Source organism: Salegentibacter mishustinae (assembly GCF_002900095.1).
GTDB lineage: Bacteria > Bacteroidota > Bacteroidia > Flavobacteriales > Flavobacteriaceae > Salegentibacter > Salegentibacter mishustinae.
Genome location: NZ_LLKN01000001.1, coordinates 541,919 through 556,468, shown reverse-complemented (window position 1 = coordinate 556,468; position 14,550 = coordinate 541,919). Strand labels below are relative to the sequence as shown.

The following is a 14,550-nucleotide window of genomic DNA, read 5'->3' as shown; positions in this document are numbered from 1 at the left end:
TTATCGTTTACAATCATAACTTTATGATTTTCATAAGAAAATGAAAAGTAAATTAGTGTTTAAAAATAGTATTTTAGTGCCCTCAATTAGCGGACTCGTTCCAAAGAATTTAGTATGTATTTATGTTAGAATCTGACACCTCAAAACTTTCCAAAAAGGAATTAAATATTATCCAGAATTACACAGAAGGTCTTTTTAAAACTGTTAGAGAACCATTGTTGGTTTTAGACCGGCATAGGAATGTTGTGGGTTTAAATAGTAATCTCAAGAAGAAATTCAAGATTAATGGGGAGTTTGAAGAGCGTGTTTCGGTATTTGAGTTTAATAATGGGCAACTGGACACCCCAGAATTTAGAGATGTTCTTAATTACCTGCAAACTGAGCGCAATACCGTTACAGAAAGAGATATTCAGGTAGTGCTTCCGCAGAAACGAAAACGAGGGTTTACGGTAAATGCATCTGTACTTCCATTGCCCGATGAAAATTCAATAATCCTTTTAAGTTTTAAAAAGCTAAAAAATATTGGAGATCTTTCCCGGCAGGAAAAAGTCTATAATAGATTAGTAGAGAATATACTTTCTAATGCTCCTGCGGCAATTTGTATTTTAAGAGGGCAAGAGCACACTTTTGAGGTGGCTAATGAGCATTATATAGAGTTAATTGGGCATAGAGATATTATTGGTAAAACAGTAAAAGAAGCCATACCCGAGGCAGAAAGCCAGGGGTTTATTGAACTTTTAGATCATGTTTATTCTACAGGGGAACCTTATATAGGAAATGAAACACCTTTAAAACTTAAGGTAGGTAAAGATGATTTTAAAAACTCTCATCTAAATTTTGTTTATCAGCCTACGCGTAATAAAAAAGGAAAAATAGATGGAATTTTTGTTCACGTTGTAGATGTTAGCGAACAGGTGGTAGCCCGTAAAAATGTAGAAGACAGTGAAGCAAGATTGCGATCTGTGATCAATACTGTGCCGGCTATTATTTGGATTACAGATACCGATGGGCAAAGTGTTTTTCTAAATAAAAACTGGTATAGCTATACCGGGCAAAATAACGAGGATGCAAAAGGAATGGGATGGCTGGATGCCACACATCCTGACGATAGGAAGAAAGCTGAATTTGCTTTCCTGGATGCTCACAATCAGAAAAAATCTTACAGTATAAGCTTTAGGTTACGCAATAAGCAAGGAGAATATCGCTGGGTCTTAGATAAAGCCAGTCCTAAATTTGATGACGATGGTAACTACGAAGGGATGATAGGTACCGTGATAGATGTTCACGAGGAAAGATTAAAGGAAAACCTTGTTCGCGAAAAAGATCACCGTTTACAGGGAATTGTAAAAGAAGCCACTGTAGCTACCGCAATTTATACGGGCCGGGAAATGAATATCGAGTTGGCCAATGATGCAATGATTAAACTTTGGGGGAAAGACGATTCGGTTATAGGAACCCCGCTTCATAAAGCTTTACCAGAATTAGATGGCCAGCCTTTTTTAGGCTTGCTTAGAAACGTTCTGGAAACAGGAGAAATATACTGGGGTAAAGAAGATAAGGTAGATCTTATGATAGACGGGGAGATGCAAACCGGTTATTACAACTTTACCTATAAACCACTTAGAGATAAGAACGGAGATATCTACGGAATTTTAAATATGGCCATAGATGTTACTGAATCTGTTACTTCTAAGATGTTGCTAAAAGAGAGCGAATTCCATTTTAGGCAAATGGCAGATTTAATGCCGGGAATGGTATCTAAAACCGATGCTAAAGGAGATGATATTTATTTCAATAAAAACTGGCTTGATTTTACTGGAAAAGGAAGTAAATACTTACAAGAGGTTGGTTGGGAATCATTTATTCACCCCGATGAAAAAGAAACTTTCTTAAAGGCCTGGGAAGATTGTTTAAATACTGGTTGTAATCTTGAAATGCAATTACGCCTTAAAAATAAAGAGGGGAAATATATATGGCATTTAACCCGGTGTGAAGCTGTAAAAGAAGATGATGGTTCTGTAAAAATGTGGATTGCAGCTAATACTGAAATCGATAAAATTAAGGAAGAAGAAAAGCGCAAAGAGGAATTTCTAAAAATGGTAAGTCACGAGTTAAAAACACCTGTGACCTCTATAAAAGGATACGTTCAACTCTTACTGACGCTTCTTAAGAAACAAAAGGAAGCAGCAGAAGCATCAAAACTACCGTTGCAACCTTCATTAGAACGCATAAATCATCAGGTTACCAGGTTAACACGTTTAATTTCAGAAATACTTGATCTTTCCAGAATTAGGGAAAATCAACTGGAATTGAAGAGCGAGGAATTCAACTTGAACGAGTTGCTTGCCGAAACTATTCAGGATATAAATTATACCAATACTCAGCATAAAATAGCTTTAGAAAGTGAAGTGCAATGTCAAATCATAGCAGACCGCGACCGTATTGGACAGGTAGTTATTAATTTTGTGATGAATGCTATTAAATATTCTCCTGGAAGCCAGGAAATAAACGTCAAAATCTCCAGAGAAGATAAAGATAAGGTGCGCGTAAGCGTAAAAGATTTTGGAATTGGAATAGGGCAGGAGAACCACAAAAAAATATTTAAAAGATTTTATCGCGTTGGGGTTAAAAGCGAAGAAACCTATTCAGGTTTTGGAATAGGCTTATATTTGGCAAACGAAATTATAGAGAGACATAACGGAGAAATACAACTGAACAGTGAATTGGGTAAGGGCTCAGAATTTTCATTTATTTTGAACGCAACTCAAATTACTTCTTAATTAAAAATTATATGGAGAAAACTACAAAGATTCTGGTGGTAGATGATGATTCGGGAATTGGGGAAATGTTAAAGACATTGCTGGAATTTTACGGTTATGAAGTAGATGTTACCGAAAAACCACTTAAAGCAGAAGAATTAATTCAGGAGAAAAATATAGATATTGTGCTTTTAGATATGCTTATTTCTGGTGTTGATGGTACCGATGTTTGTGCCGGGATTCGCCAAAATCCTGAAATTTCAGAAACTCCTGTCCTTATGATGTCGGCACTACACGATGCCGGGCCAAAATGTAAAAAAGCAGGAGCTAACGATTTTATAGCAAAACCATTTGAGGTGGAAGATCTTACCGAAAGAATTGAAAAAATACTTGCAGATAAAGAATAGCAGCATAATATTTTGTGAATATGGAAATAATCCAATAAATTTGACTATCATTGGATAAATTCCTAAACATTAGAAATTATGGGGCAACCACCATCTATTGAAATTAAGCATTTTAAAGAAGTTAGGGAAGAAAATAACTTCACTCAATCTGAATTCGCCGATCTTTTAGGAATTAAAAATTCTACGGCAGATATTGAGCGTGGTCGTACAAAACTTTCTGGAAAAGTAGTGGCCGAACTCTTAAGTCAATTTGGGATTAATCCTTTATGGCTGTTTGGGCAAAGCGGGCAAAAGTTTTTACAGCTTAGCAAAGGCGATGTTAGCCCAAAGGTGGTTACCGTAGATTCTTCAGATAATGAGAATATGGTAATGGTAAACCAGAAAGCTGCTGCCGGTTACCCTCACAATGTACAGGATGTAGAATGGTACCAGCAATTACCTGCTTTTGATATTCCACTCCCTGAATTTAGAAATGCTACTTATCGTGGTTTTCAAATTGAAGGAGATAGTATGTTGCCAAATTATTATCCAAACGAATGGGTTTTGGCTAAAGCTGTGCCAGACCTGGATCAGGCCAGTAATAATAAGATCTATGTAGTGGTTTTACAGGATTCTGTATTGGTCAAAAAACTTCAAAAATTACCCGATTCTTCGAAAGTTTTGTTGATCTCTCTAAATGAAGAATATCTTCCTATCGAAGTTAATATAAACGAAATTCAGGAGATCTGGCAGGTAAATTCAAAGCTTACTTTTAACCTGGATAATCCTTCAGAAAGTGGACTTTTCAGAGAATTAAAACAGTCTATGGAAGATCTTAAGCGTGAGCTTAGAACATTCAAAAAACAAGCATAAATAAAAAAATCCTTTTTGAATTTAATCAAAAAGGATTTTTTCTTTGGTTGGTTAATTCTTAAATCTACTGTTTAATCTACAGCATCTTCAATTTCGTCGCCTGCATCTTCAGCCGCATCTTCTACATCGTCGGCTGCCTGTTCCACACCAGATTTTTCTTCTCTACAAGAAGTGAAAACCGCGGCGGTACTAAAGGTAAGAGCCAGCATTAAAATTAATTTTTTCATAGTTTTAAGTTTAGTGATAAAAAGGGATTAATAGTCGTCGTCTCCTTCAACTTCCTCCTCAACTTCGTTTGCAGCATCTTCAACTGCGTCACCAGTTTCGTTCGCCGCATTTTCTACAGCATCACCGGCGTCGTTAGCTGCATCTTCAATGTCTTCTTCAACATTGTCCATATCATCATCCATTTCCTGCATTTCGCCTTCCATCTCACGTTCCATTTCTTCGCCCTCCATTTCCATTTCGTCTTCTTCTTCGTTTACCTCACGGCAAGAAGTAAAAGCTGTACTAAGGGTAAAAAACATAGCGAGCATTAAAATTGATCTTTTCATAATTTGGTTGTTTCTAGTTTGCTAAAACAAAATTACAGATGTAAATGTGTATTTTAACACAAATAGCATTAAAATTTTCTTAAAAAACAAATAATTCGATTGTGGTAAACGCTAATTGACTGAGCGAAATTTAATTATCGTCAATTTTATCTATCTCTTCGTCAATCTCTTTATTTACTTTATTATCTACTTTTTCCCCGGCGCGTTCTAAGATTCCCTTTTGTTCTTCCTTTTCAACTTCCGGTTCTTCTTTTTCTACTTCAACTTCCTTTACCACGGTTTTTTCTTCTGCGGTTTCCCGGCAGGAGGTTAAGCTTATAATGCTCAACAACAATACTCCTGTAATAAATACTCGTTTCATATCTTTATAATTATTGATTAAAAGATCGAAATTACAATATAAAGTCTGGCGATTTTTCTTTTTTAAGAAACTTTAGCAAAATCAGATAAAGTCAGGTAAAGTCTTTAAGTAATTCATTACGCTGCGGGTAGCTCCGGTATTACTATTAATAAAATGCCCGGCGATCATTCCTGTTTTATCTCTAAAATGTTTATCGGTAATGAGTTTATTAGTGATGCTAGAAAATTCTTCAGCATTAGCTACCGAATATAAGCCGGCTAGTTGCCGGAGCCTGGCAGCTTCAGGGAATTTTTTATAATTTTCTCCTATTATCACCGGAATTCCAAAAGTAGCAGGTTCCAGGATATTATGAAGCCCGGTAGTACCGGCGGCACCGCCTACATATGCAATATTCGCATAACTGTATATTTTCCCCAGCAGCCCAATAGTATCTAATATTAATACATCATAACTTTCCAGGTCTCGACTTTCTCTTTGAGAATAGCGAATAGCTTTCTTTTTAATTTTTTGCTCCAGCGCATTTATCTTTTCTTCTTTTATTTCGTGTGGAGCGATGATAACTTTTAATTTTTCTGAAGTTTGATTAATAAAAGGAACTATAATTTCTTCATCTTCCGGCCAGGTACTTCCGGCTACTAAGCAGGTTTTTTTATCAATAAAATTTTCAGCAAATTCCAGTTTATTGTCATACTGAATTTGTCTCGAAACCCGATCAAACCGCGTATCACCACTTAGTGTAGTATTGTTGAAGCCAATATTTTTAAGAAGCGCGATTGATGCTTCATTTTGTACAAAAATATGATCAAAAGTTTGGAGGGCTTTTCGCATAAAACCGCCATAAGGCTTAAAATAGATCTGGTTTTCTCTAAAAGCTCCAGAGATCAATAAGCTTTTAATGTTTTGCTTTTTTATCTCGGCCATAAAATTTGGCCAGATTTCATATTTAATAAAAAATGCAATTTTTGGTTTTACAAGCTCCAGAAATCGTTTTGCATTCTTCCTGGTATCCAGCGGGAGATAGGTGATGACATCTGCCAGCGGATGGTTCTTCTTGTTTTCATAGCCCGAAGGAGAAAAAAAAGTCACCAGGATTTTACATTTTGGGAATTCTTTTTTTATCTCTTCAATAATAGGCAAAGCCTGTTCAAACTCTCCCAACGATGCAGCATGAAACCAAAGATATTCTTTGTTAGGATTGATTTTCTCTTCCAGTTCACTAAAAACCGATTTACGGCCTTCGGTAAATAATTTGAGCTTTTCATTAAATCTGCCGGCCAAAGGGAGGGCTTTTTCGGCAATTTTCGTCGCTATGTTGTAAAGTGGTTTCAAACTAAGTGATTTCTAATGCGAAAATAGGCCTTTAATTAAAATTGATTGGCAATAGGAAGCTTATTTCGTATTTTCGTGCTACTCAAAAAAAACAGATGAAAAAGATACAAATGGTTGACCTTAAGGGTCAATATGAGGGCATAAAAGATCAGGTGAATACTTCTTTTCAGGAAGTTATAGAGAATGCAGCATTTATTAATGGTCCTGAAGTTCAGCAATTTCAGAAAGATTTAGAAGATTATCTACAGGTTAAAAATGTTATTCCCTGTGCAAATGGTACCGATGCCCTGCAAATAGCAATGATGGGTCTTGGTTTAAAACCGGGAGACGAAGTTATAACCGCCGATTTTACTTTTGCGGCAACCGTTGAGGTGATAGCGCTTCTTCAACTAACACCGGTTTTGGTAGATGTGGAACCAGATACCTTCAACATAGATCCGGAAGCGATTAAAAAAGCAATTACTCCTAAAACCAAAGCAATCGTTCCTGTTCATCTTTTTGGCCAGGTTGCTAATATGGATGCAATCATGGAGATTGCCGAAGAACATAACTTATATGTAATAGAGGATAATGCACAAGCCATTGGTGGAAATTATCACGCTAAAAGCGGAAAAACTTATAAAACGGGAGCTATTGGCCATATTGGTGCCACTTCATTTTTTCCGTCTAAAAATTTAGGTTGTTACGGTGATGGCGGTGCGATTTTTACAAACGATGATAAACTGGCGCATACTATTCGAGGTATTGTAAATCACGGAATGTACGAGCGTTATCATCACGATGTAGTAGGAGTAAATTCTCGATTAGATAGTTTACAGGCAGCTGTTTTACGAGCAAAACTTCCAAAACTAGACTTATACAACGAGGCCCGTAAAAAAGCGGCTAATCTTTATAATGATGCCTTCAAAGATGAAGCTCATATAGAAACTCCATACAGAATAGGAGATTGTGATACACACGTTTATCATCAATATACTTTAAAGATTAAAAATGGAAAGCGTGATGCTTTGGCAAAGCACCTGCAAGAGAAAGGCATCCCTTTCGGAATATACTATCCAATCCCATTACACCAGCAGAAGGCTTATGTAGATTCCAGGTATAATGAGGCCGATTTCCCGGTAACTAATCAACTGGTTCAGGAAGTGCTTTCCCTTCCTATGCATACCGAACTGGATAATGAACAAATTGATTATATTACGGGAACAATCAAAGAATTTTTAAACTCTTAAATTTTAAAAATGAAAAAACTTTTAATCTTTTGCTTCGGAATATTATTATCTGCCGGGCTTCAGGCTCAGGATTTATATATACAGACCGGGAAGTTGGTAGACACCAAATCTGGGAAAGTCTTAACGGAAAAAACTATTATCGTTTCTGAAGAAAGGATTAAAAGTGTGGAGAATGGATTTGTGAATCCGAAAAGCGAAAAAGACTCTGTAATCGATCTTCGTGATAAAACAGTGCTACCGGGATTAACAGATATGCACGTTCACCTGGAAAGTGAAACCAATCCTCAAAAATATATGGAGCGGTTTATAAATGATCCGGTAGATGCCGCCTTTAACTCGGTAGGCTTTGCTAAAACAACCTTAATGGCTGGTTTTACCACAGTGAGAGAATTAGGAGGTAGTGGCGTAAATATTGCGCTTCGCGATGCAATTGATCAGGGAAAAATTCCCGGGCCTAGAATCATTACTGCGGGAAAATCCCTGGCTACAACCGGAGGTCACGCCGATCCTACAAACGGGATGAATAGTGAACTAACCGGAAATCCAGGGCCAAAAGAAGGGGTGGTGAACGGGCCGGAAGATGCGGCTAAGGCGGTACGCCAGCGTTATAAAAATGGAGCCGATTTAATAAAGATTACAGCTACGGGCGGAGTTTTGAGTGTTGCGAAAAGCAGTTCTAATCCACAGTTTACCGAAGAAGAAATAAGAGCTATCGTAAAGACAGCTAATGATTATGATTTTCACGTTGCTGCCCACGCTCACGGCGATGAGGGAATGCAACGTGCTATTAGAGCCGGCGTGAAAACTATTGAGCATGGTACGAAAATGAGCGAAGAAACAATGGATTTGATGAAAGAATATGATGCTTATTTGGTGCCTACTATTACAGCGGGGAAAGAAGTGACGCAAAATGCTGAAATTGAAAACTATTATCCGGCACTCGTTGTACCGAAAGCCAGGGAGATTGGGCCGCAAATTCAGGGTATGTTTGAGCGCGCTTATAAAAGAGGTGTGGGAATCGCGTTTGGTACCGATGCCGGAGTGTTTAAACACGGAGAAAATGCCCGGGAATTCGTTTATATGACGGAAGCCGGAATGCCAGCTATGGAAGCCATCCAAAGTGCTACAATTACCGCTGCTAAAATTTTAAAGAAAGAAAATGAGATCGGCCAGATCGCTGAAGGTTTTTATGCCGATATCATTGCAGTAGATGAAGATCCAACCGAAAATATAGAAACTTTAAAAGATGTAAAATTCGTGATGAAAGAAGGAAAGATCTATAAAAAGTAAACCTCTTTGTCTTTGTCACTTCGAGCGGAATCGAGAAGTGTTATCTGTAATCACATAAAAATAAAAATCCTGAAGTTTATAGCTTCAGGATTTTTTATTTTTAGGGATTTCTTTGGTTTCTTGAAATCTATTTTTTGACCGTCATCCTGAATTTATTTCAGGATCTAACGTATTAGAAGCTCAAACTAGTTCAGCTTGACGAAAGCTGGTTATTCAAAAAATCTCCTATAATTCTGGTTTTTCTCAGTCCTATATAGAAGCTGAAGCAGTCTCCATCTTTCGGTCTATTTTCTTTACAAGACCTTGTAAAACCTTTCCGGGGCCTACTTCAGTAAAAATGGTAGCGCCATCTATTATCATATTTTGAACACTTTGTGTCCATTTTACCGGTGCTGTTAATTGAAAAACAAGGTTTTTCTTTATTTCCTCTGGATCGGTTACCGCAAACGTACTTACGTTTTGGTAAATAGGGCAGGTAGGTGTATGGAAGGTAGTGTTCTCTATAGCTGCAGCTAATTCTTTTCTGGCAGGTTCCATTAAAGGGGAATGAAAAGCACCTCCAACCGGCAGGATCATAGCTCGTTTTGCTCCGCGTTCTTTCAAGGTTTCGCAGGCCGCTTCCACAGATTTTACGTCACCCGAAATTACTAATTGCCCGGGGCAGTTATAATTTGCAGCCACTACGGTTCCTTCTGTTTCAGCACAAACGGCTTCTACAACTTCATCTTCAAGACCAAGAACGGCGGCCATTGTAGAAGGTTCTAATTCGCAAGCCTGCTGCATAGCCATAGCACGTTTATAAACTAATTTCAAACCATCTTCAAAAGAAAGCGTATTGTTTGCTACAAGTGCTGAGAATTCACCTAGCGAGTGACCCGCTACCATATCAGGTTTAAAATCTTCGCCCATAACTTTACTCAAAATAACCGAATGAAGAAAAACCGCCGGTTGAGTAACTTTGGTTTGTTTTAGGTCTTCTGCAGAGCCTTCAAACATTATATCGGTAATTGAAAAGCCTAAAATTGCATTGGCTTTCTTGAAAAGTTCCTGTGCTTCAGCAGAATTTTCGAAAAGGTCTAACCCCATCCCTGAAAACTGCGCTCCCTGACCTGGGAAAATATATGCTTTCATAATTTTTTCAATTTAGATTCGGCTAAAATAGAAATAATAAAAAAGACCTCATAACAAATGCATTGTTACGAGGTCTTTTCATTAACAAATACAGGATTTTAAAGATTTAGTTTACCTTTTTCTCCAATATCTTTTTTATCTCCAGTTACTGCTGAGGCTCCTATTTTTAGGAAAGTCACAAATTTGTTCTGCTTATTATCCCAAAAATAAGCTTCTTTAGGAACTACTTTTATAGCGGTTAAATTAGGGTCATCTACGCCATCAAACCAGGCATCATCCATTTTATGGTAAAATTCTTTTAATACCCCTTCATTGGTTTCAATGCTCGCTTTACCATAGATACTTATAAATTCCATATCTGAAGTATCACTATATAGAAGTTGAACATCATTATCTTTGGCGATATCTCCATTATGGTCGCTATCCAGCCTGCTAAAGAACCAGATATTTCCTTCTTTATCTACCTCTTTAGTAGTCATTGGTACGGCACTTAAGGGTTTGTTGCCAAAATCTGTAACGAACATACAGGTTTGTATGTCTTTTACCATTGACTTCATTTTATCTAAAGCTTCGTCTTTATTCAAATTTTCAGTACTCATTGTTTTTAGTTTAAGTTGGAAGTTTGAATTTAATGAGTATCCACGCCTATCTGCGCTAATAAACTCCTAAAAGAATAAAGTGTCCTGTTAAGAATTGTGAAATTAACTGAATTGCTTAATAATACTGGTCACCTGCGCTTTATATCCGGCACCAAAAAGATTAAGATGAACCAATAAATAGTAAAGCTGCCAAAGCGGAATTCGTTCTTCAAAACCCGATTCTAAAGGAAATTCCTTTTTGTAGCTATTAAATAATTCCTTATCAAATCCGCCAAAAAGTTGCATCATTGAAAGGTCCATTTCACGCGGAGCAAAAGCTGTAGCAGGATCTATTAGGCAGGGATCGCCATTTCCATTAACTAAATAATTACCGCCCCAAAGATCACCGTGAATTAGCGCGGGTTTTTCATCTGGAATTATTGCTGAAATATTGCTGAAAAAAGATCTAGTGACACCAAGATCATAGCCTTTATCTTTTGCCATTTTTAACTGTGGATCCAAACGTTCAGAAATATAAAAGTCGGCTGCTGAGGCCGAAGCATTATTTTGTTGTGGAAGGCTACCAATGTAATTATCCTGATGAAATCCGAATTCTTCTGAAGTGGTTTTATGCAAATTAGCCATTTGCTTACCAAAATCTGTCCAGAAAGTAGAGGATTTGACGGCGCTCTCTTTATATTCCAAAAGTAAATATGAAGTATTTTCAATTTCACCCATTCCCAAAACATTAGGAACATCAATTACTTTTGATTTTTGAAGAGCTTCCAGACCGGCTTTTTCTGCTTCAAACATTCCAGGGAACTTTTCAGCATTATTTATTTTTACTACCTGCTTTTTCTCTTCCGAGGTAATTAGGAAAACATCATTGATATCCCCACCGGTTAGTCGGCTAAATTTTGTGTTGTTTAGGTTATTTTCTTCAGCTATTTTATTGAGAATGTTATTTTCTAACATAGGTAAGGTAAGTAAAGGCGTAATCGTGTTTTTCGTCTTTCGGGTGAAATTCTTCAGCTACTAATTTCCATTTTTCCTCATCTATTTCAGGAAAAAAAGTATCGGCATCAAAAGTCCCGTGAACCCTGGTAAGTTCAATTTTATCAGCTACTTCCATTCCTAATTTATAAATTTCTCCACCACCAATAATAAAAGGCTGCTCATCATTTTTAGCAAATTCCAGTGCTTTTTCTAACGAAGAAACAACCGTAGCGTCCTTTTTTAGGTAATTATCTTTTCTTGTAATTATAATATGTGTGCGGTTTGGAAGTGGTTTTGGGAAAGTTTCAAAGGTTTTCCTACCCATTATTATATGATGCCCCGTAGTAAGTTTTTTAAAACGTTTAAAATCGTCCGGTAAGTGCCAAACCAGATCCTGGTCTTTTCCAAGGGCATTATTTTCCGCTGCAGCGGCAATCATTGTAATCATATATCTAAGTATTGTAAGGTTGATTCGGTTTGTCTGGATCGTTGGTTTTAGGTTTAAATCGCTCGTTTCCTGATTTTAATTCAGGATTATTTGCCGGTTCCGACGTAGTTTTTTTCTGAGGTGTATTTGCAGGAAAATCTTTCTCTACCTGCTTTTGCATTTCAGCGATTTTTTCCTTTTGCTTCTGCACCAGTTTAGCCATTTGCCTGTCTTTCCATTCTTTTCCTAAAAATTTATTGGTAACAAAAACATTAAAAACGTGGGCCAGCAGTATAAAGGCCCAGATTAAGACTGCCCAGACAAACCAATTATAGCCCAGAGGCATAAAATTTTCCTGGTAACCAATCACTACGTTCAAAACAATGAAGAATACGGCGCCAATAAGAAAAATAATAAAATGCTGGAACAACCTCTTTTTTTGGAGGGTACGTTTACGAGCATTTTCATAGAGTTCGCGCTGTTCTGCATCGAGTTTGGAAGTGTTTTTCTTTTTAGAAAACATAATTAGAAGTACTTTAGTGTCTATTCCAAATTTACAGTTTTCGTTAACAATTTGCACAGGATTATGGAGAATTTAAGAAAAGGCTTTCCCGTTTTAGAGCAGTATACTTACTTAAATACGGCTGCTTCGGGTTTACTGCCAGAATCGGTTTGGGAGTTCAGACAAAATCATGACCTTGATTTTCTACTTGGCGGAAGTGTATTTAAAGAGAAACAAGCAGATATTTTAACCGAAACACGTGAATTGGTTGGAGAATTTTTTAACTGTGTACCGTCTCAGGTGGCTTTGGTACCCAATTTTTCCTACGGATTTAATACCTTATTAGAAGGACTTGATAAACCTCAAAAAGCACTATTGCTAAAAAATGATTATCCCTCGCTAAACTGGGCCATGGAATCCAGAAATTTTGAAATTTCTTATGCTGAAATTGACCAAAATCTGGAAAAAAATATAGCTGAAGCTTTCGAAAATCAACAACCCGATTTTTTTGCTTTTAGCATTGTGCAGTATATCAACGGTATAAAAATAGACCTTGATTTTATAAAAAAGCTAAAGCAAAAATATCCCGAAACTTTATTTTTCGCTGACGGAACCCAGTTTTGCGGCACCGAAGAATTTAATTTTGAAGAAAGCGGACTTGATGTGCTTATTTGCAGTACTTATAAGTGGTTGAACGCCGGGTATGGGAATGCCTTTATGCTGTTTAAAAAGGAAGTGGAAGGCAAAATAGCGCCAAAAGCGCTCGGATTTGGTTCGTTACAGGGGAAATATAAGGCTCATCAAGGTAATTTTATCGAAAAATTTGAACCCGGGCACCAGGACACTTTAAACTACGGAAGCTTAGCCGAAGCTTTAAAATTGATGAAAAAAATTGGGATAGGTGAGATTTCCTCAACAATTGAATCTTTAAGTGTCACGGCGAAAAGTGAATTCAAAAAAATGAATTTATTAGAAGAAAGCGTGATAAAACGAAAAACACATTCTTCTATCTTTAACATCAAAGGAGGAGAAAAGTTATTCCAATATTTAAAGAGTAAAAACATTATTATATCCCAGCGAGGAGAGGGCATACGTGTTAGTTTTCACTATTTTAATACTGAAAAGGAACTGGATTTTCTGATAAAGGAATTAAAGAAATTCGGTGTTTAATTTTTCTTCCTGAAAATATAATTTTTATAGCAGTTCTCATTATCCTGAAAACTGGTTTGAATTTCTAGTCCTGCCTCTTCGGCCAGCCATTCTACCACGGCATCATCGTATTTCTGTGAAATTTCGGTATGTATGCTTTCCCAGGCATCAAAATGCACTTCCAGCTCTAACTTATTGATCGCTACTTTTTGCTGAACCTTGCTTACCAGGTAGCTTTTGGCAGTTCCACTTTCGGGATCGTAAACTTCCCAGTGTTTGAAATTTTCTAAATTAAAATCGGCATCTAGTTCTTTATTTATTCTAGCCAGTAAATTCTTATTAAAAGCTTCGGTAATACCTGTTTCATCATTATAAGCGTCCAGAATCTTTTGTGGATCTTTTTTCTGGTCAAAGCCCATGAAAAGCTTGTCTTCAACAGTCATTGCTTCCTGAATATTCTTAAGAAATTCAATGGCATTTTCGTGTAAAAGATTACCAATGTTAGAACCCAGTACTAAGATCACTTTTCTGCGATTGCTGTAATCGGCTAGGTTTTCCAGGGTTTTAAAATAAGTTCCCTGTTGAATTTTTACATTCACTTCGGGTATCTCATTCTTTAAAGAGCTTTCCAGCTCTTCCAAAACATTCTGACTAATATCAATAGGTAAATAATTAAAATCGTATTGTTTATCTACCAGATGTTGGAGAAGGACCTTCGTCTTTTTACCATCCCCGGCACCAAGTTCAATAAGATCAAAGCCGCCTTCTTTGTTAATAATATCGGCAATTGCTGCTTTATGATGTTTTAGGATATTTAGCTCACAATTGGTGAGGTAATACTCCGGCATGGCCATTATTTGCTGAAAAAGCTTATCGCCTTTTTGATCATAAATATATTTGGAAAGCAGATATTTAGGAAAGCTGGTTAGGCCTTTATAAACGTCTTCCTCAAAAGCCGTTTGAAACGTAGTTGGTGTGGTTTTCAT

Annotated in this window: 16 protein-coding genes; 6 read left to right on the top strand and 10 right to left on the bottom strand. The window is 36.9% G+C overall.

All coding sequences use genetic code 11. The features are described 5' to 3' along the window. The first annotated feature begins 122 nt into the window (after positions 1-122). The 3 genes from APB85_RS02540 (at position 123) to APB85_RS02530 (ending at position 4,018) form a co-directional block, all read left to right on the top strand. Positions 123-2,780 (top strand): PAS domain-containing sensor histidine kinase, encoded by a 2,658-nt coding sequence (locus APB85_RS02540; protein ID WP_057480580.1) that lies wholly within the window; start codon positions 123-125, stop codon positions 2,778-2,780. An 11-nt stretch (positions 2,781-2,791) separates the two neighbouring features. Continuing rightward, positions 2,792-3,166 carry a response regulator gene (locus APB85_RS02535; protein ID WP_057480579.1) on the top strand — a complete coding sequence of 125 codons (375 nt, stop codon included), beginning with the start codon at positions 2,792-2,794 and terminating at the stop codon, positions 3,164-3,166. 78 nt (positions 3,167-3,244) lie between these two features. Further along, positions 3,245-4,018, top strand: coding sequence for an XRE family transcriptional regulator (locus APB85_RS02530; protein WP_057480578.1), 774 nt, complete (start codon positions 3,245-3,247; stop codon positions 4,016-4,018). Positions 4,019-4,089: 71 nt separating this feature from the next. Here APB85_RS02530 and APB85_RS17250 read toward each other — a convergent pair whose 3' ends face one another. From APB85_RS17250 to APB85_RS02515, 4 genes are all read right to left on the bottom strand, one after another. After that, the gene (locus tag APB85_RS17250) at positions 4,090-4,245 is read right to left on the bottom strand and encodes a hypothetical protein (RefSeq protein WP_169929146.1); all 156 of its coding nucleotides are present in this window, start codon (positions 4,243-4,245) and stop codon (positions 4,090-4,092) included. Positions 4,246-4,272: 27 nt separating this feature from the next. Continuing rightward, on the bottom strand, positions 4,273-4,572 hold the full coding sequence (locus tag APB85_RS02525) for a hypothetical protein (protein ID WP_057480577.1): 300 nt from the start codon (positions 4,570-4,572) through the stop codon (positions 4,273-4,275). A gap of 130 nt (positions 4,573-4,702) precedes the next feature. Next, positions 4,703-4,933, bottom strand: coding sequence for a hypothetical protein (locus APB85_RS02520; RefSeq protein WP_057480576.1), 231 nt, complete (start codon positions 4,931-4,933; stop codon positions 4,703-4,705). An 81-nt stretch (positions 4,934-5,014) separates the two neighbouring features. Next, positions 5,015-6,262 carry a 3-deoxy-D-manno-octulosonic acid transferase gene (locus APB85_RS02515; RefSeq protein WP_057480575.1) on the bottom strand — a complete coding sequence of 416 codons (1,248 nt, stop codon included), beginning with the start codon at positions 6,260-6,262 and terminating at the stop codon, positions 5,015-5,017. Positions 6,263-6,357: 95 nt separating this feature from the next. Here APB85_RS02515 and APB85_RS02510 point away from each other — a divergent pair, with 95 nt between their 5' ends. Both APB85_RS02510 and APB85_RS02505 read left to right on the top strand, forming a co-directional pair. Continuing rightward, positions 6,358-7,491, top strand: coding sequence for a DegT/DnrJ/EryC1/StrS family aminotransferase (locus tag APB85_RS02510; protein ID WP_173636768.1), 1,134 nt, complete (start codon positions 6,358-6,360; stop codon positions 7,489-7,491). 9 nt (positions 7,492-7,500) lie between these two features. Next, positions 7,501-8,781, top strand: coding sequence for a metal-dependent hydrolase family protein (locus APB85_RS02505; RefSeq protein WP_057480574.1), 1,281 nt, complete (start codon positions 7,501-7,503; stop codon positions 8,779-8,781). Positions 8,782-9,030: 249 nt separating this feature from the next. Here the strand turns inward: APB85_RS02505 and fabD are convergent, their stop codons facing one another. From fabD to APB85_RS02480, 5 genes are all read right to left on the bottom strand, one after another. Then, complete coding sequence (gene fabD, locus APB85_RS02500) at positions 9,031-9,912, bottom strand: ACP S-malonyltransferase (protein WP_057480573.1); 882 nt, start codon at positions 9,910-9,912, stop codon at positions 9,031-9,033. A 98-nt stretch (positions 9,913-10,010) separates the two neighbouring features. Beyond that, a complete protein-coding gene (locus APB85_RS02495) occupies positions 10,011-10,511 on the bottom strand; it encodes a pyridoxamine 5'-phosphate oxidase family protein (RefSeq protein WP_057480572.1) in 501 nt (166 codons plus the stop codon). A 102-nt stretch (positions 10,512-10,613) separates the two neighbouring features. Further along, positions 10,614-11,465 (bottom strand): fructosamine kinase family protein, encoded by an 852-nt coding sequence (locus APB85_RS02490; RefSeq protein WP_057480571.1) that lies wholly within the window; start codon positions 11,463-11,465, stop codon positions 10,614-10,616. Beyond that, positions 11,452-11,934 carry a dihydrofolate reductase gene (locus APB85_RS02485; RefSeq protein ID WP_057480570.1) on the bottom strand — a complete coding sequence of 161 codons (483 nt, stop codon included), beginning with the start codon at positions 11,932-11,934 and terminating at the stop codon, positions 11,452-11,454. Before APB85_RS02485 ends, APB85_RS02490 begins: the two co-directional genes overlap by 14 nt. A 4-nt stretch (positions 11,935-11,938) precedes the next feature. Continuing rightward, on the bottom strand, positions 11,939-12,493 hold the full coding sequence (locus APB85_RS02480) for a 2TM domain-containing protein (protein WP_229792191.1): 555 nt from the start codon (positions 12,491-12,493) through the stop codon (positions 11,939-11,941). 6 nt (positions 12,494-12,499) lie between these two features. Between APB85_RS02480 and APB85_RS02475 the strand changes: the two genes are divergently transcribed. Beyond that, a complete protein-coding gene (locus tag APB85_RS02475; protein ID WP_057480568.1) occupies positions 12,500-13,585 on the top strand; it encodes an aminotransferase class V-fold PLP-dependent enzyme in 1,086 nt (361 codons plus the stop codon). Here the strand turns inward: APB85_RS02475 and APB85_RS02470 are convergent. Next, on the bottom strand, positions 13,582-14,550 hold the full coding sequence (locus tag APB85_RS02470; RefSeq protein ID WP_057480567.1) for an L-histidine N(alpha)-methyltransferase: 969 nt from the start codon (positions 14,548-14,550) through the stop codon (positions 13,582-13,584). The two genes, APB85_RS02475 and APB85_RS02470, sit on opposite strands and share 4 nt — an antisense overlap.